Genomic DNA, 25456 nt, shown 5'->3' with positions numbered 1-25456 from the left:
GCCCTCAGGCGTCCAGCAGCACCCCGGGGTTGAGGACGCCGTGCGGGTCGAGCGCGTCCTTGGCGGCGCGCAGCGCGAGGGCGAAGGGCTCCGGGCGCTGCAGGTCGTAGGACCGGCGGTGGTCGCGGCCGACGGCGTGGTGGTGGGTGATCGTGGCGCGGTGGCGGCGCAGCACGTCCTCGGCCACGGCCTTGAGCTCGTCCCAGACGGCGTCCTCGTCCCCGTCCCGGCCGCCCGCGATCACGGTGAAGTAGGGGGCGGCGCCGTCGGGGTAGACGTGGGTGAGGCGGCAGTTGACGAGGGCGGGGTGGCCGGTGGCCTTTTGCGCCGCCGCGCCGACCTCGCTGCGGACGTCGTCGATCAGGGCCGGGATCCGGTCCCAGGTGGCGGCCGTCTCGAAGGTCTCGACGACCGCCCCCATGCGGGCGAGCCCGTCCCGCAGGTACGGCATCCGCAGGAAGGCGCTGCGCCAGGCGCCGATCGCGGCGTCCGGTGGCGCGCCGTCGCCGCCGGTCGGGTCCGCGGTGCCGCCGTGGGCGAGGACCAGGTCGACGGCGAGGGCGAGCCGGTCCCCGACGGGGGCGGTGGCCGACTCGAAGCCGAGCACCAGGACGGCCGAGCCGTCGCGGGAGGCGCCGGAGAGCGCGGCCTCGCCGGCGTCCAGCAACCGGCAGTTGGCGGGCAGCAGGTCGGACTGGGCGACGGCGCGCACCGCGTCCAGGGCGTCCTGGAAGCGGGCGAAGGCGACCGCCGCCGAAGCCTTGTGGTGCGGGCGCTCCTGCAGTCGCATCCAGGCCTGCGTGATGATGCCGAGGGCGCCCTCCGAACCGAGGAAGAGCCGGTCGGGGGAAGGGCCTGCGCCGGAGGAGGGCAGCCGCCAGGAGGTGCCGGTGCCGGCGGGGGTGACCACCCGCAGGGACTGGGCGAAGTCGTCGATCCGGGTGCGGCCGGTGGCGTAGTGGCCGCCGGCCCGGGTGGCGAGCCAGCCGCCGAGGGTCGAGAACTCGAAGCTCTGCGGGAAGTGGCGCAGCGTCAGCCCGTACGGCCGCAGCCGGTCCTCCAGGGCCGGACCGAGGATGCCGGCCTGGACGAGCGCGGAGCGGCCGGCGGTGTCGACCTCCAGTACGGCGTCCATGGCGGTGAGGTCGAGGGAGAGCACGGCGCGGTGGGCGTCCCCGCGGTACTCCACGCCGCCGACGACCGAGGAGCCGCCGCCGTAGGGGACGACGGCCGCGCCCTGCTCACCGGCCCACTCCAGCAGGTCGGCGACGTCCCGGTCGGAGCGCGGGTGGGCGACCAGGTCGGGGATCCGGCCCGGGCGGCCGCGCAGCGCGCGGGCCACGTCGCGGAAGGCCTTGCCCATGGCGTGCGAGGCCCGCGCGGCCGGGTCGGCGGTGACCAACGGGGCGAGGGCGGCCGGCGGGGCGGCGGCCGGCGGGCCGATCCGCAGGTCGGCGATCCGCGGGAGGGGGAGCGGGCGGGCCAGCGTGCCGGGGACGAGGGCGCCCATCGCGAGGCACTCGGCGTCGTCCGGGTGGGCGTCGGCCCAACCCCAGCCCCACCAGGAGCGGGTGCGGTGCGTGCGGGGTGCGGCGGCCTCGGCCATGGGGCTCCCTCGGGCGGCGGTGACAGGAACTTACCAAGCGGTAAATTACCATAGGGTAATATCCAGGGCATGGCAATCCCCCCTTCCCGGGCCGGCACCAAGGGCGTCCCGCGGGCCGACCGCGAACGGCAGATCCTCGCGGCCGCCACCGAGGAGTTCGGCCGCCGCGGCTACGAGGCCACCTCGCTCGCGGCCGTCGCCGCACGCGTCGGCGTCACCAAGACCCTGTTGCACCAGTACTTCGGCCCCAAGCAGGACCTCTACCTCGCCTGCCTCACCCCGGTCGGCGACCGGCTGCTGGAGGCCATCCGCACCGCCATGGACGCGGACGGCGACGACCGGCCGCCGACGCCCGTGCGGGTGCTGCACAACCTCTTCACCGCACTGGAGGGGCAGCGCGAGGCCTGGTTCGTCCTCTACGACGGCTCACTGCCGCCCGACGGCGAACCCGCCCGGCTCGCCGCCCGCTACCGGGCCGCCGTCGACGACCTCGCCGCGGCCGGCACCCTCGACCTCCTCCACCGGACCGGCCCCGCCGACGACCCCGGGGCGGACCGGACCGGACCGGACCCGCTCGACGCGGACGCCCTCGCCCACGCCTGGCGCGGCCTGGCCACCGCCCTGGTCCGCTGGTGGATCAAGCACCCCGAGGAGTCCGCGGACGCGATGGCGCAGCGCTGCGCACGCCTCTTCGCCGCCGCCCGCACCGCCCTCGGACCGGCCGCGCCCTGACCCGCTGCCGCGAGCCGTCCGGACGGGTGCGGCCCGCGGGCGTGTCCTCGGAGCCCACGGGTGCACCACGGGGAGGTGCCCCCAGCGCCCCTGGAGTGACGGCCGAGCGCCTTCGAAGACATGCGCCCGGCCCGGCAGCGTGGTTCCGCTGTCGGGGCCGGGCGCCGGGTGCCGCCGTTACGCGGGGGTCTCGGCGGTGTGCAGGGCGCTCACCTCCGCCGCCGTCAGGGCCCGGTCGTAGGCGTGCACCTGGTCGACCGAACCGTTCCAGAAGTCGGTGTTCTGGCCGTCGTACTTGGCGCGGCCGATCGCGAGCGGGCCGGTGCTGACGTCGGCCGGGCCGGAGGGCACGGACGCGGCGAGCACGCCGTCGACGTACAGCTGGATGGTGTCGCCCGCCCCGTCGTGCACGCCGACCAGGTGGTACCAGCGGCCGAGCTGCGGGGTGATCGGCAGCCGGGCGCGGTTGCCGCCGGGCAGGCTGAAGGCGAACGCCCCCTGGCCGTACTGCAGGTAGAAGGGGTTCTCGACGCGCCGGCCGTCCTGGCTGAGGGCGGAGGCGTAGTTGCCGGGCAGGGCGTCCAGGGTCACCCAGGCCGAGACCGAGTAACTCTTGGTGGTGTCGAGCACCGGGCCGGCGGTCTGCGCGTACTGGCCCTGGCCGTTGACCTTCAGGGCGCTGCCGCTGACGCCCGGCGCCCAGGAGGCGCCGTTCAGCGTGAGGTCGGCGTGGTTGGGGCCCTGGTCGGCGGCGGTGGTGCCGGTGCCCTCGTCGAGCGCCCAGGAGCCGCCGCCGTGCAGTTCGGAGCGGGCGCCGGCGGCGGCGCCGGCCGCGATGACCTCGAGGTTGACCGCGCGGACCTGGGCGGCGTCGACCTTGATCTGCCGACGGTCGTACGTCCAGAGGCCGTTGAGCTCGTTCTCCACGTCGGTGACCTGGGTGTAGACCGAGCCGGAGAGCTCGGCGCCGGCCGCCGCCAGGTAGAAGGTCTCGGTGTTCTGGACGTACTTCCGGGTGAGCGCCGCCTTGTCCGCCACGCCGCTGTAGATCACGGTCGGGGCGCCGGGCCACATGTGGCCGGGGGAGCGGAGGGTGAAGCCGCCGTGCTCGCCGTCCATGGCGGCCCGGGTGGCGTCCGGGAAGGCCGGGTCGGTGTTGCCGTAGTCGTGGTGGTCGATGACGTCGCCCTTGCCGGAATCACCCTTGGAGGCGCAGCAGTTGACCCCGCTGTGGGCGTTGACCAGGCGGGACGGGTCGGCCGCCTTGACGGCCTCGGTGAGCTTGCCGGTCTCCGTCCGGTCCCACTCGCCCCAGCCCTCGTTGAAGACGATCCAGCCGATCACCGACGGGGAGTTGTGCAGCAGCTTCATCTCCGCCGCGCCCTCGTCCTTGAACTCCTGCCGGCCGGCGGCGGTGCTGTAGTCGCCGGAGACGAAGTCCTGCCAGACCAGCAGGCCCAGCTTGTCGGCCTGGTAGTACCAGCGCGGCGACTCGACCTTGATGTGCTTGCGGACGGCGTTGAAGCCGAGGTCCTTCTGCCTCTTCAGGTCGAAGGCGATCGCGGCGTCGCTCGGCGCCGTGTAGAGGCCGTCCGGCCAGAAGCCCTGGTCGAGCTGGGCGAGCGAGAAGATCGGCTTCCCGTTGAGGACGATCTTCCGGTACCCGCCGACGTCGGCCAGCGCGATCTTCCGCATGCCGAAGTAGCTCTTGACGGTGTCGGTCGAGCCGCCGCCGGTCAGGGTGACCTTCAGGTCGTAGAGGTACGGGTCGTCGGGCGTCCACAGGTGCTGGTTGCTCACCGGCAGGTGCAGCAGGGTGTTGGCGGGGCCGCTGATCGAGCCGACGGTGTTGCCCCCGGCGTCCTTGGCGACCGCCTTGACCAGCGTTCCGGCGGGCGCGCCGGGGGAGTCGACGGTCAGCGCGAGGGTGCCGGAGTCGATGTCCGGGGTGGCGGTCAGGCTCTCCACCGAGGCGGCGGCGACCGGCTCCATCCAGACGGTCTGCCAGATGCCCGAGGACTGGGTGTAGACGATGCCGCCGGGGGTGTTGGACTGCTTGCCGATCGGCTGGTTCGCCCCGGCGGTGTCGGTGACGGCGACGACGATCTCCTGCGGACCGGTGCCCTTGACCGCATCGGTGATGTCGGCGCCGAACCCGGTGTACCCGCCGGTGTGCTCGGCCACCTTCGTGCCGTTGACCCAGACCGTCGCCCGGTGGTCGACCGCGCCGAAGTTCAGCTTCAGCCGGTTGTCCTTGCCGATCTTCCAGCCCTCGGGCACGGTGACGGTGCGCCGGTAGAACATGTGGTCCTCGTGCCGCTCCACGCCGGACAGCAGGGACTCGACCGGGTACGGCACGACGATCCTCTCGCCGAGGTCCTTGCCGAAGACCGGCTGCTCGCCGGCGCCCGCGGCGGCGAACTGCCAGGGGCCGTTGAGGTTCAGCCAGTCGTCGCGGACCAGCTGCGGGCGCGGGTACTCGGGCAGCGGGTGTTTCGGGTCGACCTTGTCGCCGAACGGGGTGGTGAGACGGTGGGTGGAGGCGTTGGCCGAGGTCCGGGCGATCTGCGGCACGGCCTCGCCGCCGGAGGTGAGGGTGCCGGCGCCGTCGTAGCGGAAGCGGACCTGCTGGCCCTTCTGCACCGGCTCGGCGAGCCTGACGATCAGCGACCGCTTGTCGTCGGCGGCCACCGCGACGGACTTCACCGGCATCGGCGTGGTGTCCGCCTCGATCCGCAGGTGCTCGGCGAGGCCCGCCGTGCCGCCGACCTTGCCCTTGAAGGTGGCCTGCAGGCGCAGGCCGTCCCCGGCGACGTTCAGCGCGACCGGGTAGACGCTGAAGCCGTCCGGCGGGGTGAAGGCCGACTCGGGCACCAGCTGCTTCGGCAGACCCGGGCCCGACCATCGCAGGAACATGTTGGCGCCGCCGACGTCCTGGAACATCTCCAGCCGGAAGTCGTGCCGCTCACCGGCATCGAGGTGCAGGACGGCGCTGGTCTGCTCGCGGTCCCAGTCCGGCACCCAGTGGTCGATGACCGGCGCACCGTCGACGAACAGCCGGAAGCCGTTGTCGCCGATCGCGTAGAAGGTGTAGTCGCCGGTCGTCGGGGCCTCGATCCGGCCGGTCCACCGGGCCGTGGTGTTCTCCTGGCGTCCCGTCATCTCCTGGAAGGCGCCGGCCAGCCCGGGAAGGTCGATGCTCGGGTCGAGCGAGACGCCGCCGAGCTCCGCGAAGTCGCGGGCGCCCGGGGCCGACATCCGGTAGTACTCGCCCTTCAGCCCGTGCACCCGGGCGTCGGGGTCGCCGGCGGCGAAGGCGGTCGCCCGGTCGGCCGACCCGGCCGCGGACGCGGCGGGGACGAGGCCGGCCACGGGCAGCGAGAGCGTCGCTGCCAACAGCAGCGACCACATCCCGCGCCACGGTCGGCGGGCTGGGTGTCGTCGTCTCATGCGGATGCTCCTCACAGGGGGTGGGCCGCCACCCCGCCGGGCTGCCGTCCCGGCGGGGGGCGGGTGGGAGTGACGGCGTGCGGCCGGCACCGCCCCGGGCCGGGATCGGCCGGGTCGGCGCGGGCGGAGATCGGACGGAACGGGCTCGGGGACGGGAGGGGACGGAGACCGGTGTCGGCGTTGCCGCCGGCGCGGCCGGGGCCGCCTGCCGTGATGCGGCGGCAGGCCGCAGCACCCGCGACCGCGAGGGGCAGCACGGTGTGCAGAGGGGGTGGGTGGAGTTCCGTTCCAACGTTGGAAATCGGGGCAGCCAGAATGACAGCACGGCCCCGGGGCCGTGTCCACCCCTGCGGAGCGATGCGTTGCGGAAACTCCTCCGCGTGCTCACTTCGTCCGATGTCGGGCGGCATCGTGCGGAGGTGACGAAGCGTCGAGGTGCGGGAGCGTCGGTCGCGGGTGACCGGCGACGGCCTCGCGCGGCGGTCGGTCAGGGGAGTCGGCCGGGGCCGTCGGATGGCGCGTCGGACGGGTGTCGGGCGGCGCGCAGGGGCGGGCGACCGGGTCGGCGAGGGGCAATGGCGGGGTGGCCGGAATGTTCGACGGGAATGCCCTTGCCCGGCGGATCGCACCACCTGTATAACGTTGTAAACGCTGCCGTCGACATTCCCCCCGCCCCTTCTTCCAGCCGTCGTGCGGCGAATCCCGCGGCCGGCCGCGGGCCTGCGCTCAGTGCGGCCGGAGCCCGTCGAAGACCACCTCGTAGATCCGCTCCCGGGCGGCCCGGTCGTCCCGCAACTGCTCCATGGTCGTGCCGGTGCCCACCAGCAGGGCCAGCAGCTCCGGCAGGCCCAGGTCGGCGCGGACGGCCCCGGCCCGCTGCGCCCCGGCCAGCAGTCCGGCCAGTCGGTCCCGGATCGCCGTGGTCGACTCCTGCAGCGAGGCGTGCACGTCCACTCCGGCCGCGGCGAGCGCCTGCGTGAACTCGTTCTTGCCCGCGGACCGGTCGACCACCAGCCGGAAGCAGTCGAAGAAGGCCCCGGCCGGATCGGCGCCCGCCGCCAGCTCGGCGGTGTCTGCCGCGATCGCCTCCAGTCGGCGCACCATCACCGCCGCGAGCAGGGCCTCCTTGGTCGGGAAGTGCCGGAACAGGGTGCCCACCCCCACCCCTGCGGCGCGGGCGATCTCCTCGGTCGGCACGTCGACGCCCCGGGTGGTGAACACCTCGGTGGCCGCGTCCAGCAGCCTCGCCCGGTTGCGGGCCGCATCGGCCCGCAGCGGCCGTTCCTGACTGCCACTCATCCCGCTCGTCTCCCTTCCGCGCACGGCGGATCCACCCCCTGGACAACCGGAGTGTCCAGTCCGTATCGTTCGAAGCGGAGTCGCCAGTCCGATTGTACCGACGCTTCCCATGGGGGTTGATCATGTCCGAAACCAGGACGCCGCGCGAGGTCTTCCACGCGCTGCTCGACGGCATCACCGCCGGACGGTTCTCCGAACTCGCCGAGCTCTACGCCGAGGACGCGGTGGTGGAGACCGTCTTCGAGCCGGTCGGACCGCGCCGGTTCGAGGGGCGGGCCGTCCTCGGGGCACGGTTCGCCGAGGTCGCCGCGCACTCGCCGCTGGAGCTGACGGCGGAGAACGTGGTCGTCCGCGGGACCGACGACCCGGAGGTGGTGGTCGCCGAGTTCGACTACCGGGTCCACCACCGCACCGCGGGGAAGGACTTCGAGGTGTCCAACATCCAGGTGCTGCGGGTCCGTGACGGCCTGATCGTCCACAGCCGGGACTTCCACGACCACCTCGCCCTCGCCGCGGCCGGCGGGCACCTGCCGCAGCTGGTGGCGGCGATGGAAGGCCGGTGGGCCCCGGAGGGCCCGGTGGCCGCCGAGTCGCGCGGCCCGCGGGCGCGCGGCGCGGAACCGGGCCCGGTCAGTCCGCGGTGACGCGGACGTTGGCGAGGACGGTGGCGTCGTCGGCGAGGGCGACGACGCGGCCGCTGCGGTGCCAGTAGGTGGCGGAGGCGCCGTGGCGGCGGACGCCGACCGGGGTGGGGCGGCCGTCGGGGCCGGGGGGTGCGGCGGGGACGTGGAGGGTCAGGAGCGGGCTGTCGGTGGGGCGGCGGGCGGCGTGGACGGTGAGGCCGGCGCTGCCCGGGCCGGGTGCGGGAACGGTGAGCGCCCAGTCGTCGCCGTCGGTGTGCGGGGGCGCGACTGCGAGGCCGTCGACGGTCAGCGGGCCCGGGGTGGGGACACCGAACCAGCGCAGGGTGGTCCGGCCCGCCCCGGGGTCGGCGGTGGTGAGCAGCCGGCCACCGCCGGCGAGCGCGGCGAGGCCCACGAAGGCGTCGGCCGACCGGAGTTCGTCGTCGGTGAGGGCGACCCGGGCGGTCAGCCGCCAGCCGGGCAGCTCCCAGGTCCAGCACTCGGTGAGGCCGGCGCCGAAGCGGGGCCGGGTCAGCACGACGGCCGAGCAGCGGTCCGCGGTGCGGGACGGCGGGCCGGCCGGGCGCTGGTCGCCCTGGGCGTTGCCGCCGCCGAGTTCGCGCCAGACGACGGTGGGCCGGTCCGCCACGGTGTCGAGCACGACGAGGCCCCGGCCGTCGACGCCGATCAGCTGCCGGCCGTCGTAGCTGCCGAGCGTGGCGGTGGAGCGCAGGGTGGTCCAGGGCCGTAGCCGCCGGGTGGCGAGGTCGAGCCGGGAGACCTCGGTGACCGGGCCGTGGTCGGCGACCACCAGGGCGTTGCCGCCGTGGTCGGCGAGGACCAGGCGGTCGGCGGGGGTGTCCCAGCGCGCCTTGGTCCGCCCGTCGGGCGTGAGCAGCCGCACGCCCGCCTGGCCGCAGGCGACCAGCAGGGCACCGGAGTCCAGGTAGGCCGCGTCGAGCACCGGGAGGGTGCCGGGGCGATCGGCGGCGGTGAGCTCCAGCGGCCGTCCACCGGTCCGGCCGGGCCGGACGGGACGGGGCAGGTCCGCGGCGGCGAGCGGGTCTGCGCGGGCGAGCAGGCGGTCGAAGCGCGCGCGGTCGGTGCCCTGTTCGGAGGGTGCGCCGAAGCCGCCGTCGCGCACGGCGGCGCGGGCGGCGGCGGTGCTCAGTTCGCGGTCCACCACCGGGTCGGCGGCCGGGAGTTCGGACAGGGCGGTGAGCAGGGCGGCCCGCCTGCCGGTACCGGCCCGCTCCTCGCCGTCGATCACGGCGCGGGCGAGCCGCACGGTCGCGGCGGGCGCGCCGAGGGCGAGCAGGTGGGCGAGTGCCCTGCCCTGGGCGGGGCCGCCGAGGGCCACCGCGTCGCGCAGGTCGGCGACCACGGAGGTGCGCAGCTCCGCCTCGGGCCAGACCGCCTCGACGGCCCCGATCCGGTCCCCGGCGCTGCGGCGGTGCTCCGCCCAGGCGAGCCGCAGGCCGCGGGCCGCCGCCGGGTCGGTGGCGGTGAGCCGTTCGACGGCGAGTGCGAAGGCGCCGTGCCGGTGGGCGGCCCGGACGGCGCGGTCGCGCTCGCCGGCCCGCCACCACAGACGGACCACCAGGTCGGGGTCGAGTTCGCGGCCCTCGGCCAGTTCGGCGGCCTGGGCCGTGCGGCCGTGCCGGTCGAGCAGGGCGACCGCCTCGCCGGGACGGTGCAGCAGGTCGGCGAGGACGAACGCGGCCTCGTCGACGCGGCCTTCGCGTTCCAGGGCCTCGGCGGCCGCGCGGTAGAGGTCGGTGAGGTACTGCTGCACGTCGAGGCCGGAGAGCGCCGACGTACCTCCCGCGACGGCGACGCCCGGGGTGGCGCGCAGTGCGCCGGTGTAGCGCGCCGGCAGGCCGAGGGTCAGCCAGCCCTGCCGGTCGCCGCCGCCGGGGGCGCCGAGCTGGATGGCGTCGCGCAGCGCGTCCTCCCAGCGGTTCTCCCGGAACGCCCGGTCGAGGCGCTGCAGGTAGCGGGCGTGGCGTCCGCGGACCAGGTCGGCGGCAGGGCTGCGCAGGGTGAGCCGGGCGAGCAGGCCGCGCAGCAGGGGGCGGCGTGGCCCGCCGCCCGCGGCGCCGCCGGCGGCCGCCCCGCGGGTGCGGGTGCCTGCGGAGCCGCCGGCCGCGCCCCCGGCCTGCTGCCGCCGGAGACGGATCGCCAGAGCGAGGAGGACCAGGAGGACGGGACCGAGCAGCGTGTACGGCGAGCTGGTGTCGCCCGAGGCGAGCCCGTTCACCGCCCGGACCAGGATCAGCACGAGGCCGGTCAGCACCACGGCGGCACCGGCGAGGTTCATGAGGAACCGCAGGACGGTCCGGGCGCCGTGCAGCACGGACCGCAGGAGGCGGCCGAGACCGCGCGGCGACAGCAGCCCGGCCGGAGCGGCACCGCGGCGCCGAGCCTTCGGCGACGGCCCGAGGCGGGCGAAGCGCGGCCCGCCGGGCGTCCGCCGCAGACGCAGCCGGGGCAGGGCGATCACCGGCAGGCGGTCCAGCAACCGGGGCCGCCCGGACTCGCCGAGCAGTCGGCCGGCGGTCGCCGAGCGGGCGCCGAGCCCGGCGGCGGCGCGCAGGTCGGGGGCGGTCGGGGCCGGCACGGCGTCGACGACGGGTGCGGGGTCGGGTGGGGTGCCGACGGGGCCGAGGCGGTGGACGGTGAGGCCGCCGGGGTCGAGCCAGCCCGCCGGGTCGACGGCGGGCAGGTCGGCGGTCGGGTACGCGGTGACGCGGCCGCCGGTGGTGAGCAGCAGGTGCCCGGCGGGGGCGCCGGTCCCGTCGGTGCCGACGGCGACCAGCGCCCCGACGGTGCGGCGCACGGGCAGGCCGGGGGCCAGGTCCGCGCGGACGGTGACCGGTGCGGCCAGGGTGAACAGCCAGCGTCCGTCGGGCAGCCGGTGGAGTTCGGCGCCGTCCTGCCAGTGGGCGAGGACCCGGGCGGCGGCCTCGGCCGGTCCGGTGACGGGGGTGTCGAGGACGAAGCCGTCGGCCTCGACGGCGCCGCGGAAGTCCCCGGGCGCGGGCGGGCGGGTGGCGGAGGTGCGCCGGCCCGGCCGGTCGGGGGTCGGACGGGCCGTGCGGGGCGCCTCTGCGGTGCTCAATGGTCGCTCCCGATGACGTGGTGGATCCGCCCGGTGTCCGCGTCGCCGACCAGGATCCGGTCGGGTCCCTTGGGCACGGCGATCAGGGGCAGGGAGGGGTGGAGGGCGGGGCGGCCACTGCCGCCGGACAGCCGGGCGAGGGTGCGCCGACCGCTCGCACGGGCGTGGCGCAGTACGGCGTCCTTGCGGCCGACGGTGACCAGGGCGGCGCCCTCGGCGCCGTGGACCAGCCCGATCACGTCCGCCTGCTCCCGGAGGACGACGCGCTGACGCACGCCGTCGCGGTCGACGAGGTCCCAGGCGCGGCGGTCCTTGCTCCAGGCGACGGCGCCGGCGCCGTGCAGCAGATGGCGGGCCCGTGCGGCCTCGGGCGGCAGGTCGCCCTCGAACAGGCGGGTGTCACGGGCCCGGTCGTACGGCACGCCCGCGGCCTGCCCGCCGACCGGCCCGTCGTCCTCGGCCTCGCCGTCCGCGCCGATCCGCCACCAGCGGCCCGCGACCGGCAGCCGCAGGAACCGGCCGTCGATCAGCAGCGGCAGCACCGGCTCGGCCAGCAGCGCGTCCAGGCCGGCGCGGTCGAGCCCGAGGGCGGCGCTGTCGCGGACCACGTACTCGCCGCGCTCGCAGAACCGGCGCCCGCTCACGTACGGGACGAGCCGGCGGCCCCAGGCGCACAGCACGATCAGCCGCCGCCCGTTGCGGCCGGCGGCCACGGCGGGACCGGGCAGGTCGTGACGGCGGGCGCGGACCGCGGCGGCGTGATGGTCGGAGCCGGGCAGATGTACGGCGAGCAGGACGTCCGCGTCGCGGCCGCGGGCCAGCAGGGTGCGGGAGTCGGTGGTGAAGACCGGCAGGGCGCCACCCCGGACGCCGGTCGGCAGCACCGCCTGCGCCGGGGCGGCGCGACGGAACCCGGCGCCGCGCAGCGCCCGGACGGCGATGTCGGGGGCGGGCAGCGGCAGCAGCGCGGTGGTGGGGGCGGCCGCGCCGGTGGAGATGCGGACCTCGACGCCGGTGGCGCCGTTCGCGTCCCACCGCACCGGCCGGGCGGTCAGCGCCCGGGTGCCGGCCGGGAGGAGGGCGGCGAGGCGTTCCGAGGTGAGCACCCAGGCGCGGTCGCCGTCCTCCAGGAGCTCGCGGGCGTGCCGGACGTCCTCGGGGGTCGGGTCGCTCCGGCGGCGCGCCTCCAGCCAGGCCGGGAGCAGGTCCTCCAGGTCGCCGCCGAGCCAGGTGCCGGAGAGGTCGCCGAGGACGCCGACCCGCAGACCGGTGCCGCGGGCGGCGGCCCTGCGGTGCAGGACGAGCAGGGCGGCGAGCTGGACGAGGCGGGCGGCGCCGGCCTGCTCCGGGCCGGTGTCAGCCAGCACGACCGTCCGGCCGGTCGGCGTGGGGGAGGTGAACTCGGGCGCGAGGTGCAGGAGTTCACCGTCGACGAGGCGGCGGAGGAACTCATCGGGGAAATCGTCGGCGAGCAGCCACTCGGAGGGCAGCAGCCGGTCCGGGTGGCCCGTGCGGGCGAGGCCGCCGTGGCCGTCCGGGGTGCCCTCGGCCCGGGCGGCCGGCTCGTGCTCGGCGACCAGGGCGTCCAGCCGGCGCAGCAACGGGCCCAGGGCGGTGGCGAGTTCGGGGGTGAGGGCGGTGAGCGAGGCCGACCAGGGGGCGAGGGCGGAGGGCAGGGCGCTGGTCATGCGGGACGGCTCCCGGTGGGCTGCTCGGCTGATCCGGGGGCGGGGGCGGAACCGGGTCCAGGGGCGGGGGCGGCGTCGGGGGCGGTGTGGGGCCCCGGCTCTGCGGCGGATCCCGGCTCTGCGGCGGATCCCGGCTCGGTGTCGGGCTCGGTCGGGAGGAAGCGGTCCAGCGCCGCGGGGTCGGTGGTGGGCGGCGGCGGGTCGGCGACCAGCGCGTGCCCGGGCAGCAGGACGCACACCTGGCCGCGCCGGGCGCCGAGGGCGGCCGGCCACAGGGCGGGCGCGGGCAGCGGGCGCGCCGTGGTGGGGACGAGCAGTTCGCCGTCGCGCCCGAGGTAGCGGGCACCGTCGGCCCAGGGCAGGTCGTCGGCCGCACCCAGAACGAGCAGGGCGCCCGCGTCCACGAGCGTGCCGAGCCGCACGCCGGCGAGCAGCCGGGCCCGGGTCGCCGCGGCCAGGGCCGGTACGGCGTCACCGAGGGCGAGCACCGCGGCGGGCGGCAGGGGCGGTTCGCGCCGCTCCCAGCGCAGCGCGAAGACGGGCTCGGCGGCCGAGCCGGGCCTCGGAGGCGCCCCGGGCGTGACCGCACCGCCGGGGCCGGGCAGTCGGGCGGGCACGGACGGCCGGGCGGTGGTCACGTCGGGGAGACCGCCGCGACCAGGTCCGCCCGCACGCCCGCGAGCACGGCGGGCAGGTCGTCCGGATCGAAACCCGCGTCGATCTCGCGCAGCGCGCCCTCCAGCCGCAGCCGCGAGTCCGCGCCGCCCGGGAGCGCGCCGTGCTCGGCGAGCAGCGCCGCGGCGGAGCGCGCGAGCCGCTCGGCCCGGGCGTCGGCACTGCGCGACATCTCCTCGGCGGCGTGCACCAGGCTGTGGTTGGCGGACTTCTCGATCAGGTCGGCGAGGGTGTCACGGGCGAGCGCCTGGGCGTCCGCGGTGGGGGCGATGAGCGGCAGCACCCACAGGTCGCGGGTGGTGGCGCGGTCCCGGCCGTCGAGTACGGCGGCGGCAGCCACCAGCCGCTGGGAGCGTACGGCCCGGCGGTCGCTGACGGGGACTCCGGCGGCGCGCAGCCGCCGCAGGGCGGTGGCGACCGCCGGGGTGACCTCGGTGAGGTCGCATGTCCCGGCCGCGGCGGCGAGCCGGTCGAGGGCACCGAGCAGGTCGGTGGGCCGGCCGGGTGCGCCGTGCGCCGCCGCACCGTCGGCCGGCGGCAGCAGGGCCGGGGCCGGGCGGCGTCCGGCCTCCAGGAGCTCCTCCAGCCGGGCGTCGGCGACCGGCTCGACGAACAGCCGGGCGAGGAACCGGTCGGCGAAGGCGGCGAGCCCGGGGTCCTCGGGCAGGTGGTTGGCAGCGCCGACGCAGACCCTCAGCGGGCTGGCCAGCACCGTGCCGCCGCGGCGGAAGACCCGCTCGTTGAGCAGCCCGAGGAGGGTGTTGAGGACGGCGGTGGAGCCGAGGAACACCTCGTCCAGGAAGGCGATGTCGGCCTCGGGCAGCATGCCCCGGGTCTCGAACTCGACGCGGCCCTCGCGCAGCCGTCGCAGGTCGACCGGCCCGAACAGCTCGTTGGGCTCGGTGAACCGGCCGAGCAGGTACTCGAAGTAGCGCCCGCCGAGCTGCCCGGCGACCCGTCGCACGGCCTCGGACTTCGCCGTGCCCGGCGCACCGACGACCAGCAGGTGCTCACCGGCGACCGCGCACAGCGCCACGACCTCGGCGACGACCTCGCGGTCGACCATGCCCCGGCCCGCGGCGGCGACGGCGGCCGCCACGAGGTCGGCGTCGGCCGTGCCCGCGCCACCGGGCGCAGACGCACCGCCCCTGCCGGGCACCGGTGACGCCGCGGTCGCCGCGGTCGCCGCGGCTGACGGGATCGCCGGGGACGCAGGGGACGCGGAGGGACGCGGGGCCGCGGGGTTCGGCGAGGCCGCGGCGGGTATGTCGGTCATGATCACGGGAGTCTACGGTCCGCCGTCACAGCCCCACCAACGGGTTTCCGCCCGACCCCGACGGGCTCCGGAGAGCCGACGTCGTGTCACACCCGCCGCCCGGGCCTGTCCCGGCCTCCCGGCCTACGGCCCGGACGGGCGCTGTCGGCACCACGCGCACCGTCCGTCCGTGACCAGCCGTCCCCGCACGTCGGGCGACCGGCCGCCGAAGGAGGCGCTCGCCCAGGGCAGTTCCGGCCGACCGCGGTGCCGGTCCGAGAGGGAACGGGGCAACCGTCCGGCCGCGTCCTCCCGGCCCGACGAAGGCGTGGACCGGGACCCGTCGCAGGGGCAGGCCCGGCCTGTGCAGCCCCAGCGGTCCGTGGAGCCGGCCGCGGCGCCTCGTCGTCCGCACACCCCTGACCGGACGGTCGGGCAGGGCCGGGCCGCCGTACAGCCGATCGGGATACAGATGGGTCGGCAGACGGTGCAGGTCGTCCTGCAACGGGCCGAGCGCGCCGACGGGTCGGGGTTCCAACGGCTCCTCCTCCGGGGAACGGCCGAGCTTCGGGTGTCGAGTCAGTCGGCCACCGCGCCGGGCAGCCCGACGCGGACCAACTGCCCCACGTGGTCCGAGAGGTGGGCCGCCGGCCCGGACGGCAGCGGCACCGGCTCCGTCAGGAAGACGTCCGCGCCGGTGACGGGGTGGCACCGCGGATCGCCGTGGACCAGGACGTAGTCGACCCGGTGCGCCCGTGCCCCGTCCGGCAGCAGCGCGGCCTGGAAGGTCGGCAGGTCGGCCGCCGCGAACGGATCCCGCCAGGTGCCGCCGTCCACTGCCGCCCGGTAGAGGCCGCTGCTGCTCGGGACGTTGAAGTCGCCCACCAGGAACGACAGCCGGGTGTCGGGGCGGCGGGCCCTTTGCACGGCTTCGTGCACCGCCTCCAGCTGCGCCAGCTGCAGGGCCTCGTACCGGTTGCCCGGCGACCAGTCCCCGTCGTGGTTCGCCGTCAGATGGGCGTTGCCCACGACCGTCCGGCGTCCGGTGAGTTCGTAGGTCAGCACGCCCTGCAGGCCCGCGCTCGCCGCCGCGCCGGCACGGAAGAGCACGCCCCCGCGCCGCGCCCGGGTACGGCGGAACGACCGGTAGACGGCCGACCGCAGCGGCATCCGGGAGAAGGCGACCAGGCCACCCGCCGGCTGGCCCAGCAGACCCGTCCCGCGGGCGAGGTGGGGGAAGGAGGGCAGCTGGGCACGGAGGAGGGCGAGCAGGCCGGGCGTCCAGACCTCCTGAAGGTTCACCACGTCCACGTCCGTGCGCTCGATGAGCGCGCAGATCCCGGCCGCCCGCTCCTTCAACGGAGGAAGCGTGTTCCTGACCCCGCAACAGACGTTCAGCGACGCCACCGTCAGCGTCTTTGCGCCGTCCCCACGACCCCACCCGATTCCCTCTCCCGTTCAACCGTATATCGCAGGGGGGATCTTGCCGCAAGGCCCCCTCCGTCGGCGAACATGGCCGGCCGTGCGACGGGACACGGCAGAGGAATCGGGAGCGAACATGCGGGTGCTGCTGTCAACGATCGGCTCGCGGGGAGAGGTCCAGCCGGTGATCGCCCTGGCCCTGCGGCTGCGGGAACTGGGACAGGAGACCGTGGTCGTCGCACCGCCCGATTTCCGTCCGTGGGCGGAGTCACTGGGGATCGCCTACCTGCCGGTCGGCCCGGAACTGCACGGCACGGCGAAGCAGCCGGCAGGGACGGTGCCCACACCCGAACAGCGACGGCGCATGATCGAGGGCACGGTCGCGGAGCAGTTCGCGGCGGTGGGTTCGGCAGCCGAGGGATGCGACGTGATCGTGGCAGGCGGTGCGTTGGCCGTCGCGGCCCGCTCGGTGGCCGAACAGCGCGGTGCCGGCTACGTGTACGCCGCGTTCGCGCCCATGACACTGCCGTCCCCGCACCACGCGCCGCCCGTCTTCGGACTGCTGGGGGACGAGTCCGCGGACGGCACGATCGACAACCCGGCCCTGTGGGCCCGGGACGCACAGCGCTGGAACGCCCTGTGGGGCGCCGCGCTCGACGCGCAGCGCGCCGCCGTCGGCCTCGCCCCGGCCGGCGACGTCAGGCGCCACATCTTCACCGACATGCCCTGGCTCGCCGCCGATCCCCTCCTGGCGCCGTGGCCCGGGCCGTCGGAACTCGACGTCCTGCAGACCGGGGCGTGGACGCTGACGGACCACCGCCCGCTCCCGCCCGAGCTGGAGGACTTCCTCGACGCCGACGAGCCGCCGATCGTCTTCGGATTCGGCAGCATGCGAGCTCCCGAAGGCCTCGCCCGGACGATGGTCGCAGCCGCCCGCGCACTCGGCCGCCGCGCCGTCCTCGCCCGAGGCTGGGCCGACCTCTCCGTCGACGAGGCCGCGCCAGACTTCCTGGTGATCGGAGAGGTGAACCAGCAGGCACTGTTCCCGCGCGCCGCCGCGGTCGTGCACCACGGCGGGGCCGGCACCACCACCGCGGCCGCCTGCGCCGGGACGCCCCAGGTGGTCGTTCCGCAGATGTTCGACCAGTTCTACTTCGCCGACCGCGTCGACCGGCTCGGGATCGGCAGCGCCCACCCGGGCAGCAACCCGACGGTCGACTCCCTCACCACGGCGCTGCGCCATGCCCTCGCCCCCCGGACGGTCCGGACCGCCCGCACCCGGGCGGGCCGGATCCGCACCGACGGCGCACTGACCGCAGCGCGCCTACTGGTCACCGAGCACGGCCAAGGGTTGTCCCGTACTGCTGGTCCCAGGTGAGATGGTTTTGCTGTGGTTGGTGTGCTCACGGCGTCGCAGCCGTCCTGCCACCCCCGTTCACCGGGTTGCGTCCGAGGCAGTTCGGCAAGCTGTCCACCCACGCCGCGGTGGGAAGGTGCAGGTTCGATCCGCAAGGGTCGGCCCTGGGGCCTGCCGCTGGAGCACCGGGGCCTGCTGGTCGCCGGATACCGGCGGGCCAACCTCCGCTGCGGCAGTTGGCGCCGCTGTACGGAGTGTCGAAGTCGGCTGCCGGGCGCATCGTCGACCGCAACGCCCCGGCGACGGCGCCGCAGCAGCGAACCGGTGGTGGCGACCAGCGCGGTGGCGGCCAGGTTCGTGGGCAGCTCGGTGATCAGTGCCACAAGGGTCCCGTGTTGCCGTCGCAGTGAGGAGAGCAATCGCCGGTGCCGGATGCCGCGGTCAAGATCAGCCCGAAGAGGAAGAGAGCCAGGACGATCCAAGCCACATGGGCGAAGTCATTGCCAGATGGGATTTTTCTTGGAGCGCTGCTCTGCGGGACCTCATCGTGGCTCTCGGGCTCGCCACCGGGTCCGTCGTGTCCCTCTGCCGCCATCGTGTCATCCCCCCGTCGCGGTGTGTCCTCTCATGGCACGACGTCAGATCTCGTCCGTCAAGGCCTGCGGCGGGTCGCTATCGAGAAGAGCCGCACCGGCTCGACGGACCGTCGCGGACGAGGCGGGAGCGGACGCTGCGCTCTGGCCGGCTCAAGGGCGAGGGCGTCCACCACACGCCATGCTCGGCATCGCCCGCCTCCACAGCCTTCTCCAGGCCGCATAGCCCGACCCGCCGGCGATCAGCCCACCTTGTCCCGGCCATCCCAACGGTCACTTACGGGACAGCCTTGAGGGCCTCCCGTAATTGATAGGGACTGCCGGTCGTCTTCGACGGCGTCGGCGCGCACACCTTCGATGCGAGCCTCGCCAGCCTGCGAACCCGCGGCCATCTCGTGCTCTTCGGCGCGGCAAGTGGTGCCGTGCCGCCGTTTGATCCGATTCGGCTCGCCCGGGGCCGTTCGCTGACCCTGATCCGGCCCGGCCTCGGGGACTTCATCACCGATCGGTCCGAACTGCTCCGACGGGCCGCCGATCTGTTCGAGCGGGTGCGCTCCAAGGCGCTTGAGGTCACCGTAACGGGCCGCTACGCATTGTCCGAGGCCGCCCGGGCCCACAGCGATCTGGAGGCTCGGCGTACCACCGGCAAGCTGCTCGTCGTGCCGGATGCAGCCGTTGTCGGATACCGCGAGGGGACGCGCAGCTGATCCGGGGTTCCGCCGGGTGGCGCGGCGGGGATACCCGGGTCCCGTACCGGGGTGCCGTCACGATGGCCCGCTCAACGCGCGGGCGCCTGCCGGAGAAGGAGCTTTCGCTTCCAGGGGCCGTCCCGTAGATGATCTTGGAGCTGGTGAGGATGTGGTCGGCTGAGGTTCGGTCTGCTCGCCTATCCGCGAGGTCGAGGTTGTGCGGGCGGGCGATGCCGAGCACGGCGTGGTGGACGCCGTCGCCGCGCAGGCGGCAGTCACGCAGGATCTCGTAGGTCTTCATGCGGGCGAAGGTGTGCTCGACGCGGGCGCGCACCTGCTTGTGGGACTTGTCGTGGGCCTGTTCCAGTCGGGCGGTTCCCCGCCCTTGCGGCGGTGGTGCGGCACGCCCAGCCGGGCGCCCACCGCCGCACGCCGATCCGACAAGATCCGAAAGAGAGGGCCTGGCCCCCGGGTGACGAGGGGGACCCCGCACTTTGGATACCGTCCCCCGTGTGACGGTTTCATGGGACGACGACCCGGGGCCGGCGGCGAGCCGGCTGGACACCCTGCTCCGAACGGCGACGCCCGTCGAGTTGATGCGGATCGAAGCGGACTACCGCCGCCGGCGCGGGACTCTCGGTTCCACCGGCATCCTGATGGGATCCGAGGCGCCGGGCGGCGGGCGGACCGATCCGCACGCCCTTGCCGTGGCGGCCCTGATGTCGTTCGACCGCTCCGGGTACCTCAGGCAGACCGGGGTCGAGCTGCTCGGAGCGTCCGCCGACCCCTTCGCGCTGCCCTTCCTCCTGCTGCGGCTCAACGATCCCGTCGAACCGGTCAGGGACCTCGCGCAGCGCGCGGTCACCGCACGGCTGACCGGCGCCGAGCACGTCGGGATCCTCGTCCGGCTGCTGCCCCTGCTGGACGGAATACGCAGGCGCAGCAGGGCACGCCCCATGCTGGCCGGGGTGGAGGACCTGCTCCGCCGTTCGGGGGCGGAGGAGCTGCGGCAGGGCGCCCGATCCGGCGATCCCGTGGCGCGGGCGTGCTGTCTGCGGTGGCTCGCACGGATCGATCCGACCGCTGCCGTCGAGGCCGCCTTCGCCACGAAGGACCCCGGCCTCTGGCAGTGGGCCGCCCGGCTCGTCACCTCGTCGAAGCTGGCACCGGCCGAGCAGGACGCCGTTCTCCCGCTCCTGGACACCTGCGCGAGCCCCCGGATCCGACTGCGTGCCCTGCGGGTCCGGGCCCGCGGGCCGTACGGTGAGGGACGCCTGCGTGAGGCCATGCTCGATCCGGACGCCCGGGTCCGCTACCACGCCCGTGCCACCCTGTACGCGCGCGGGTACACGGACCTGGCCCCGCAGGTGTACCGCGACGCCCTCGCGCCCGGGGACGTGCCGGACGCCACCGCCGTCGGAGCGCTGGGAGGGCTGGCCGACCTCGGAGGCACCCGCGACGTGCCACGCGTGCTGGACTTCACCACCCACCCGAGGACACGGGTACGTGCCGAAGCATGGCGCACCCTGAGCATCCTGGCCCCCCGGGAGGTGGAACGCAGGGCTGCCCAGCTGGCCGGCGACCCGAGCGCCAGAGTCCGGCGCTACCTGCCCGGACGTCCCGCCGCGTAGCCGTCGGCGGAGCGCCCCCCGGGCGGAACCGCCGGACGGGCTCAGCCGAGGACGAGTTCGTGCTCGACGGACGACTCGTCGCCCGGGACGGGGACGGAGCGGCCGCTGCGCGTGAAGCCGATCTTCCGGTAGAAGGCCTCGGCCCGCTGGTTGTCCTGGTGGACGTAGAGCCGGACGCGGGAGACCTTCACCGCGTCGAGCCGGTGGGCGAAGTCGATCGCCGCATCGAACAGCGCCCGGGCCAGTCCGGTGCCGCGCTGCTCCGGGCGGACGAACACACCCACCAGATGGGCCTGGTCCACGTCGACCTGCGCGCCGAGGACGTCCTCGCCGCCGGCCGGCTCGATCAGGACCGTCACCGATCCGTCGAAGCCGCCGTCCGTCCGCGCGGCGACGAACTGCTGGACGATCATGTCGCCGCGGGAGCCGGCCGCGCGCTCCTGCCAGAACTCGTCCGGCTTGGTGACGGCGTTGTCGTACGTCTCCAGGAAGGCGATCCCCGCGACGGGATCCCGCAGCGCATCCAGGCGCAGTTCCTTGACGCGCTGCCAGTCCTCAGCGGTAACCGCTCGTATGACGTGGTCCATGCGCCGATCCTGATCGGGTACGGACAGCGGGGCAAGCGGATTTCGGGCTGCCGCACACCGCCGGCTCCGCGCGTCATCGGCCGGACCGCTCCTGCCGGGTGTCGGCCGGAGTCCCGATCCGATCCGCCCGGTCCTGCAGGGCGGGAGCGAACGCGTCCCGGTCCGGGGCCGAAGCAGAGGAGGTCGGCCCCCGCCTCGCGGAGGAGGACCGGATCTCCCGGCCGCTGCAGGCACGCGAGCCGGTCGGCGAGGTTGCGCGCCCACACCGGCAGGCCCGTCCAGTCGTCGGCCAGTGCCCCCCTCAGGGCGGCGAGGACGGCCTCCGGCTCGGCGAACGTCAGGAGCTCGATGAAGTCCTGCGCGCCGTCGGCGATGCTCCGGACGTACGCCGAGGACGCTGTCCCGACGGCGAGGAGGAGCCGTCGGCGGTTCGGCCGCACTCCGGCCACCGGGCGGGTGAAGCCGACGGTGCGTCGCACCAGGACTGCACGATCCGCGTGGCGCGCCACCCTAGCGTCGAGGCCGTCCAGCGTGGCCGGGCCGACGGACCGCCCGGGCACGCGTTCCCGCATCCCCGACCGGAAGGCCGACCCGCATGCGCATCCGCCTGTCGTGCTCCAGAACCGGACTGGCCGTCATGGCCGTGCTGCCGCTCCTGGCCGCCACCGCGGCGGGCACGCCCGCGCGGGCGGACACCCCGGCACCGCACGGACGCGCGGCCGTCCCCGGCACGGCACCGAACTGGACCCGCTCCGCCGCCGACCAGGGCAGGGAACGCGCCGACGCGCCCGTCACCGTACGGGTCTACCTTGCAGGCCGCGACCAGAAGGGCCTCGACGCCTTCGCCCGCCAGGTCTCCGACCCCGCCTCCGACGAGTACGGGCACTTCCTGACGCCGCAGCAGCTGGCCGAGCGGTTCGGCAGCAGCGACGCGCAGAGCGACAAGGTCGGCCGCTGGCTGCACTCCTCCGGTCTGCGCGTCACCTCGACCAACCGGCACTACCTCACCGCCGAGGGCGACGCCGCCGACGCCGAGCGGGCCTTCGGCACCGAACTGCACACCTACCGCAAGGGCACCCGCAGCTACCGGGCACCGGCCGGCGACGTCACCGTGCCCGCCGACCTCGCCGACGACGTGCTCAGCGTCACCGGACTCAACACCGCCCCCAGCAAGGTCCGGCCCGGCCGGCCCGAGCCCCGGGACACCCTGCCCGGCCCCGGCAGCGCCTTCGTCAACTCCGGCCCGTTCTCCGCCTACTTCGGCGCGAACCCGGCCACCGGCACGCCCGCGGCCTACGGCGCCGTCCGGCCCTACGTGATCCAGGGCCTCAACGGCACCCAGTTGCGCAGCGCGTACGGCGCGGCCGCCACCGGCCTCACCGGCCGCGGCGTCACCGTCGCCGTCGTCGACGCCTACGACTCCCCGACCATCGGCGACGACGTCACCCGCTACGCCGCCGAGCACGGCGACGCCCCCTACACCAAGGACCAACTGCTGCGCTACGACCCGGCGGTGTGGACGCACACCGCCCCGCCGGAGGTCGACCCGGACGGCTGCGACGCGGCCGGCTGGTACGGCGAGCAGACCCTCGACATCGAGGCCGTGCACGCCGTCGCCCCCGACGCGGACATCTCCTACGTCGGCGCCTCCTCCTGCTACGACCAGGACCTCGTCGACGCCCTGGACCGCGTCGTCGACCAGCACCTCGGCGACATCGTCTCCAACTCCTGGGGCGAGCCCGAGAACGCCAGCGACCCCGCCTTCGACCGGGTGTACCAGCACCTGTTCAAGCGCGGCGCCGCCACCGGCATCGGCTTCTACTTCTCCAGCGGCGACTCCGGCGACGAACTCGAGAACACCGGCACCAAGCAGACCGACATGCCGGCCTCGCTGCCCTGGGTCACCGCCGTCGGCGGCACCTCGCTCGCCCTGGACGCCTCCGACGCGTACCGCTTCGAGACCGGCTGGGGCACGCTGAAGTCCGTCCTCTCCGCGGACGGCACCAGCTGGACCGGCTTCCCCGGCACCTTCAACGGCGGCGCGGGCGGCGGCACCAGCGCCCGCTTCGCGCAGCCCCGCTACCAGCGCGGCGTCGTCCCGCAGTCGCTGTCCGGCGCCAACGGCGGTCGCAACCGGGTCGTCCCCGACATCGCCGCCGTCGCCGACCCCAACACCGGCTTCCTGGTCGGCCAGACCCAGACCTTCCCCGACGGCAGCGCCCGCTACAGCGAGTACCGGATCGGCGGCACCAGCCTCGCCTGCCCGGTCGTCGCCGCCCTCCAGGCCCTCGCCCAGCAGGTCCAGGGCTCACCGATCGGCTTCGCCAACCCCTCGATCTACGCCCGCTACGGCAGCGCCGCCTACCACGACGTGGTCGACCACCCCTTCGGCCCCGGCACCGAACTCGCCCAGGTCCGCGTCGACTTCAACAACAGCGTCGACGCGAGCGAGGGCACCACCACCTCGCTGCGCACCATGGGCCACGACACCTCGCTGGTCGCCGACCGCGGCTACGACGCCGTCACCGGCGTCGGCAGCCCGACCGCCGACTACCTGACCTCCTACGACAGCCCGCCCGACCGGCGCCCCGGCCGGCACAACACCGACTGACCGGCCGTGCACCGTACCCCCACGGGTCGCCGACCCGTGGGGGTACGGCCGTCGGCGCGGCCGGGACCTCACGGCCCCAGCAGCCCGCCCACCCACCAGCCGTGCGGCCGGCCGTCGTCGGCGATGCCGCAACCGCCCGGCGTCCCCTCGACGGTGAAGCCGAGCCGCTCGGCAACGGCCCCTCGAACCGGTGCCGGGGCAGATCGTGCACCGCGTCCTGCAGCAGAGCGGGCGGAAGGCCGGTCGACTCCGGCCCGTCCAGGGTCACCTGCGGTCCCTGGGCCGCGTCGGCCGCCGCGCAGAAGAGCCGGCCGGTCCCGTCGAAGTAGGCGTACACCGCCGGCAGCGCGGGCCGGATGCCGAACCGGATGCCGAGGATCTCCGGCCAGTGGGTTCGGCCTCGAAGCGGCCCGGCTCGTGGGTGTCCGCCAGCGCCGAGGCGACGTCCTCGGCCCGCATGCCGAACCGCAGCGGCCCGACGCCCTCCAACGGGTCCAGGGCCCACACGGGCCGCGCCGCTTCCACGACCGGCCCTTGCCCGCCCGGCTCCTGTGCGTCCGGCCCCTGCACGTCCGGGCCGCGCAGCGGCCCCTGCCGGTGCAGGCCGGGCACGGCGGGCACGGCGGGCATGGCGGGCCGGAATGCGGGCAGGTGTGCGGCGTCCGACCGGCGAGAGCGACTCCGGAGGTGGCCGTGAACACCGTGATGGTCCTGCTGCTGGCCCCGCTCGTCCTGGCGGCCGTGCTGACGGCCACCGCTCCCGGACAGCAGGCCCGCCACCGCGGCGAGCGGCCCGCCGTGCGGCACCGCCACGACGGGGCCGCCCGGCACGCCAGGCCGCGCTGAGCCGCCCTGCCGGAGGCCGGTGGTTCAGCCCTCGGGGGTCCGGAACGCGACCAGGCGGGCGAGGCCCGCGTCGAGGTCCTTCCAGGAGCCGGTGAACGCGAGGACGGCGACGGCGCTGTTGGGGAACCCGGACGCGTCCATCCGGTCCAGGAGGTCGCCGTCGGACTCGCCGGCGAGCGCGTCCGCCAGCTCGTGGACACCGGGGTTGTGACCGAGCACGAGCAGCCCGGACACCTCGTCGGGGGTCTCGCCGGCCAGGGCGAGGAGATCGGCGACCTCCGCCTCGTAGACGCGGTCCTCGAACACGGTCGGCGGCGGGGCGGGGAGCTCGGGGACGATCAACTCCCAGGTCTCCCTGGCCCGCCGGGCGGTCGACACGAGTGCGCGCCCGGGTGCGATCCCGGCCGTGGCGAGCCACCTGCCCGTCCCGGGTGCCTCCAGGCGACCGGCAGCGGACAGCGGCCGCTCGTGGTCGTCCGGGCCGTTCGGCTCGGCCTTGGCGTGCCGGGTCAGCACGATCCTGCGCGGTGCGTCGGTGCCCACGGTGGTGTCCTCCTCCACGACGAAGCGGTCGCCCCGACACTAATGACGCTCCGTCATGGACCCGTCATGACACCGGCTCCCTCACCCGAAAGGGGCCGGCCCACGACGCCGACCGCCGTACGGCCGGCCCGACCGCGTCAGCGAGGCGACCAGCGCGGCGACGACCGAGGTCGCCACGAGGCTCCCCACCATGACCGTCCCCACCCCGACCAGGAAGAGACCGCTCGCATCGTCGGACCAGTCCACGAAGGCCGCGGCGGTCAGCCCGGCCGTGGTGCCGACCACGGCACCCGCCACCCGGTGGCGCGCCGCTGCCCAGCCCACCGGCACCAGCAGGGTCACGGCCAGCCCGATCACCTGCCAGGCCTCGTACGGGCCGGAGACCGAACCGTCGGGGTGCACGTCGTGGTGCTGGTCCCAGCCCAGCCAGACGGCCCAGGCCGCAACCGCGGAGATCAGGAGGAGGAGAGGGGGAACGAGTCCCGGCAACGGTCGGCGCATGGGCCGAGCCTGCCGTGCCGCGCCGGCCCGCGGCTGAGCACGCGTACTCATCTTCGCCGGGCGGGCGCGCAGCAGCCGGCCCCTCGACGGCCGGTCGGTTGACCTGGAGCGCACTCCAGCACCTAGGCGCTCTCTTTCGGATCTTGCCGGGCGCGCGACGCCGGGCATCTCCCCCAGCCCCGAGGGGGCCGGGAGGTACCCCCAACCTGGACGCACCGGCGAATCGT

Annotated in this window: 18 protein-coding genes and 2 pseudogenes; 8 read left to right on the top strand and 12 right to left on the bottom strand. The window is 75.4% G+C overall.

What is annotated here, in order from left to right; genetic code table 11:
• Positions 1-4: 4 nt before the first annotated feature.
• On the bottom strand, positions 5-1606 hold the full coding sequence (locus AB0O09_RS24485) for an FAD-binding oxidoreductase (protein ID WP_363544420.1): 1602 nt from the start codon (positions 1604-1606) through the stop codon (positions 5-7).
• Between the two features lie 69 nt (positions 1607-1675).
• On the opposite strand from AB0O09_RS24485, the gene AB0O09_RS24480 reads away from it, so the two are divergent.
• Positions 1676-2338 carry a TetR/AcrR family transcriptional regulator gene (locus AB0O09_RS24480; protein WP_363544419.1) on the top strand — a complete coding sequence of 221 codons (663 nt, stop codon included), beginning with the start codon at positions 1676-1678 and terminating at the stop codon, positions 2336-2338.
• Between the two features lie 177 nt (positions 2339-2515).
• Here AB0O09_RS24480 and AB0O09_RS24475 read toward each other — a convergent pair whose 3' ends face one another.
• Positions 2516-5788 (bottom strand): LamG-like jellyroll fold domain-containing protein, encoded by a 3273-nt coding sequence (locus AB0O09_RS24475; protein ID WP_363544417.1) that lies wholly within the window; start codon positions 5786-5788, stop codon positions 2516-2518.
• Positions 5789-6514: 726 nt separating this feature from the next.
• Positions 6515-7087, bottom strand: coding sequence for a helix-turn-helix domain-containing protein (locus AB0O09_RS24470; protein ID WP_363544416.1), 573 nt, complete (start codon positions 7085-7087; stop codon positions 6515-6517).
• Positions 7088-7209: 122 nt separating this feature from the next.
• Between AB0O09_RS24470 and AB0O09_RS24465 the strand changes: the two genes are divergently transcribed.
• Entirely contained in the window at positions 7210-7731 is a 522-nt protein-coding gene (locus tag AB0O09_RS24465; RefSeq protein WP_363544414.1) for a nuclear transport factor 2 family protein, read from the top strand.
• On the opposite strand, the gene AB0O09_RS24460 is transcribed toward AB0O09_RS24465, so the two are convergent.
• From AB0O09_RS24460 to AB0O09_RS24440, 5 genes are all read right to left on the bottom strand, one after another.
• Entirely contained in the window at positions 7718-10831 is a 3114-nt protein-coding gene (locus AB0O09_RS24460; RefSeq protein WP_363544412.1) for a bpX6 domain-containing protein, read from the bottom strand. The genes AB0O09_RS24465 and AB0O09_RS24460 overlap by 14 nt on opposite strands.
• Entirely contained in the window at positions 10828-12519 is a 1692-nt protein-coding gene (locus AB0O09_RS24455) for a hypothetical protein (RefSeq protein WP_363544410.1), read from the bottom strand. The genes AB0O09_RS24460 and AB0O09_RS24455 overlap by 4 nt, the downstream gene beginning before the upstream one ends.
• A complete protein-coding gene (locus tag AB0O09_RS24450; RefSeq protein WP_363544408.1) occupies positions 12516-13157 on the bottom strand; it encodes a hypothetical protein in 642 nt (213 codons plus the stop codon). Before AB0O09_RS24450 ends, AB0O09_RS24455 begins: the two co-directional genes overlap by 4 nt.
• The gene (locus tag AB0O09_RS24445; protein ID WP_363544406.1) at positions 13154-14470 is read right to left on the bottom strand and encodes an AAA family ATPase; all 1317 of its coding nucleotides are present in this window, start codon (positions 14468-14470) and stop codon (positions 13154-13156) included. Before AB0O09_RS24445 ends, AB0O09_RS24450 begins: the two co-directional genes overlap by 4 nt.
• 558 nt (positions 14471-15028) lie before the next feature.
• Entirely contained in the window at positions 15029-15856 is an 828-nt protein-coding gene (locus AB0O09_RS24440; protein WP_363544404.1) for an endonuclease/exonuclease/phosphatase family protein, read from the bottom strand.
• Between the two features lie 151 nt (positions 15857-16007).
• Between AB0O09_RS24440 and AB0O09_RS24435 the strand changes: the two genes are divergently transcribed.
• From AB0O09_RS24435 to AB0O09_RS24425, 3 genes and pseudogenes are all read left to right on the top strand, one after another.
• On the top strand, positions 16008-17249 hold the full coding sequence (locus AB0O09_RS24435) for a glycosyltransferase (protein ID WP_363544402.1): 1242 nt from the start codon (positions 16008-16010) through the stop codon (positions 17247-17249).
• 12 nt (positions 17250-17261) lie between these two features.
• Positions 17262-17515 (top strand): annotated as a pseudogene (locus AB0O09_RS24430) (IS5/IS1182 family transposase); the annotation flags it as partial.
• A gap of 623 nt (positions 17516-18138) precedes the next feature.
• Positions 18139-18528 (top strand): zinc-binding dehydrogenase, encoded by a 390-nt coding sequence (locus AB0O09_RS24425; RefSeq protein WP_363544536.1) that lies wholly within the window; start codon positions 18139-18141, stop codon positions 18526-18528.
• 184 nt (positions 18529-18712) lie between these two features.
• On the opposite strand, the pseudogene AB0O09_RS24420 reads toward AB0O09_RS24425, so the two are convergent.
• Positions 18713-18874, bottom strand: a pseudogene (locus AB0O09_RS24420) (IS5/IS1182 family transposase); the annotation flags it as partial.
• A 148-nt stretch (positions 18875-19022) separates the two neighbouring features.
• Between AB0O09_RS24420 and AB0O09_RS24415 the strand changes: the two are divergent.
• On the top strand, positions 19023-20141 hold the full coding sequence (locus AB0O09_RS24415; RefSeq protein ID WP_363544400.1) for a hypothetical protein: 1119 nt from the start codon (positions 19023-19025) through the stop codon (positions 20139-20141).
• 41 nt (positions 20142-20182) lie between these two features.
• On the opposite strand, the gene AB0O09_RS24410 is transcribed toward AB0O09_RS24415, so the two are convergent.
• Positions 20183-20728, bottom strand: a complete 546-nt coding sequence (locus tag AB0O09_RS24410; protein ID WP_363544398.1) for a GNAT family N-acetyltransferase — start codon at positions 20726-20728, stop codon at positions 20183-20185.
• A gap of 595 nt (positions 20729-21323) precedes the next feature.
• On the opposite strand from AB0O09_RS24410, the gene AB0O09_RS24405 reads away from it, so the two are divergent.
• Together AB0O09_RS24405 and AB0O09_RS24400 are read left to right on the top strand one after the other, a co-directional pair.
• Positions 21324-23339: a S53 family peptidase gene (locus AB0O09_RS24405; RefSeq protein ID WP_363544396.1), complete on the top strand. Its 2016-nt coding sequence runs from the start codon at positions 21324-21326 to the stop codon at positions 23337-23339.
• Between the two features lie 693 nt (positions 23340-24032).
• Positions 24033-24185: a hypothetical protein gene (locus tag AB0O09_RS24400; RefSeq protein WP_363544394.1), complete on the top strand. Its 153-nt coding sequence runs from the start codon at positions 24033-24035 to the stop codon at positions 24183-24185.
• Between the two features lie 24 nt (positions 24186-24209).
• Here the strand turns inward: AB0O09_RS24400 and AB0O09_RS24395 are convergent, their stop codons facing one another.
• A complete protein-coding gene (locus AB0O09_RS24395) occupies positions 24210-24728 on the bottom strand; it encodes a histidine phosphatase family protein (protein WP_363544392.1) in 519 nt (172 codons plus the stop codon).
• Between the two features lie 81 nt (positions 24729-24809).
• Complete coding sequence (locus AB0O09_RS24390; RefSeq protein ID WP_363544390.1) at positions 24810-25229, bottom strand: hypothetical protein; 420 nt, start codon at positions 25227-25229, stop codon at positions 24810-24812.
• Positions 25230-25456 lie beyond the last annotated feature (227 nt).

It is taken from the genome of Kitasatospora sp. NPDC093679 (assembly GCF_040683455.1).
Lineage (GTDB): Bacteria > Actinomycetota > Actinomycetes > Streptomycetales > Streptomycetaceae > Kitasatospora > Kitasatospora arboriphila.
This window is presented reverse-complemented; position numbering and strand designations above follow the sequence as displayed.

Coding starts and splice junctions, on each gene's coding strand:
- AB0O09_RS24445 (WP_363544406.1), bottom strand. CDS start 14,470: ATGACCGACATACCCGCCGCGGCCTCGCCGAACCCCGCGGCCCCGCGT.
- AB0O09_RS24465 (WP_363544414.1), top strand. CDS start 7,210: ATGTCCGAAACCAGGACGCCGCGCGAGGTCTTCCACGCGCTGCTCGAC.
- AB0O09_RS24485 (WP_363544420.1), bottom strand. CDS start 1,606: ATGGCCGAGGCCGCCGCACCCCGCACGCACCGCACCCGCTCCTGGTGG.
- AB0O09_RS24435 (WP_363544402.1), top strand. CDS start 16,008: ATGCGGGTGCTGCTGTCAACGATCGGCTCGCGGGGAGAGGTCCAGCCG.
- AB0O09_RS24390 (WP_363544390.1), bottom strand. CDS start 25,229: ATGCGCCGACCGTTGCCGGGACTCGTTCCCCCTCTCCTCCTCCTGATC.
- AB0O09_RS24470 (WP_363544416.1), bottom strand. CDS start 7,087: ATGAGTGGCAGTCAGGAACGGCCGCTGCGGGCCGATGCGGCCCGCAAC.
- AB0O09_RS24455 (WP_363544410.1), bottom strand. CDS start 12,519: ATGACCAGCGCCCTGCCCTCCGCCCTCGCCCCCTGGTCGGCCTCGCTC.
- AB0O09_RS24410 (WP_363544398.1), bottom strand. CDS start 20,728: ATGGACCACGTCATACGAGCGGTTACCGCTGAGGACTGGCAGCGCGTC.
- AB0O09_RS24405 (WP_363544396.1), top strand. CDS start 21,324: ATGCGCATCCGCCTGTCGTGCTCCAGAACCGGACTGGCCGTCATGGCC.
- AB0O09_RS24480 (WP_363544419.1), top strand. CDS start 1,676: ATGGCAATCCCCCCTTCCCGGGCCGGCACCAAGGGCGTCCCGCGGGCC.
- AB0O09_RS24475 (WP_363544417.1), bottom strand. CDS start 5,788: ATGAGACGACGACACCCAGCCCGCCGACCGTGGCGCGGGATGTGGTCG.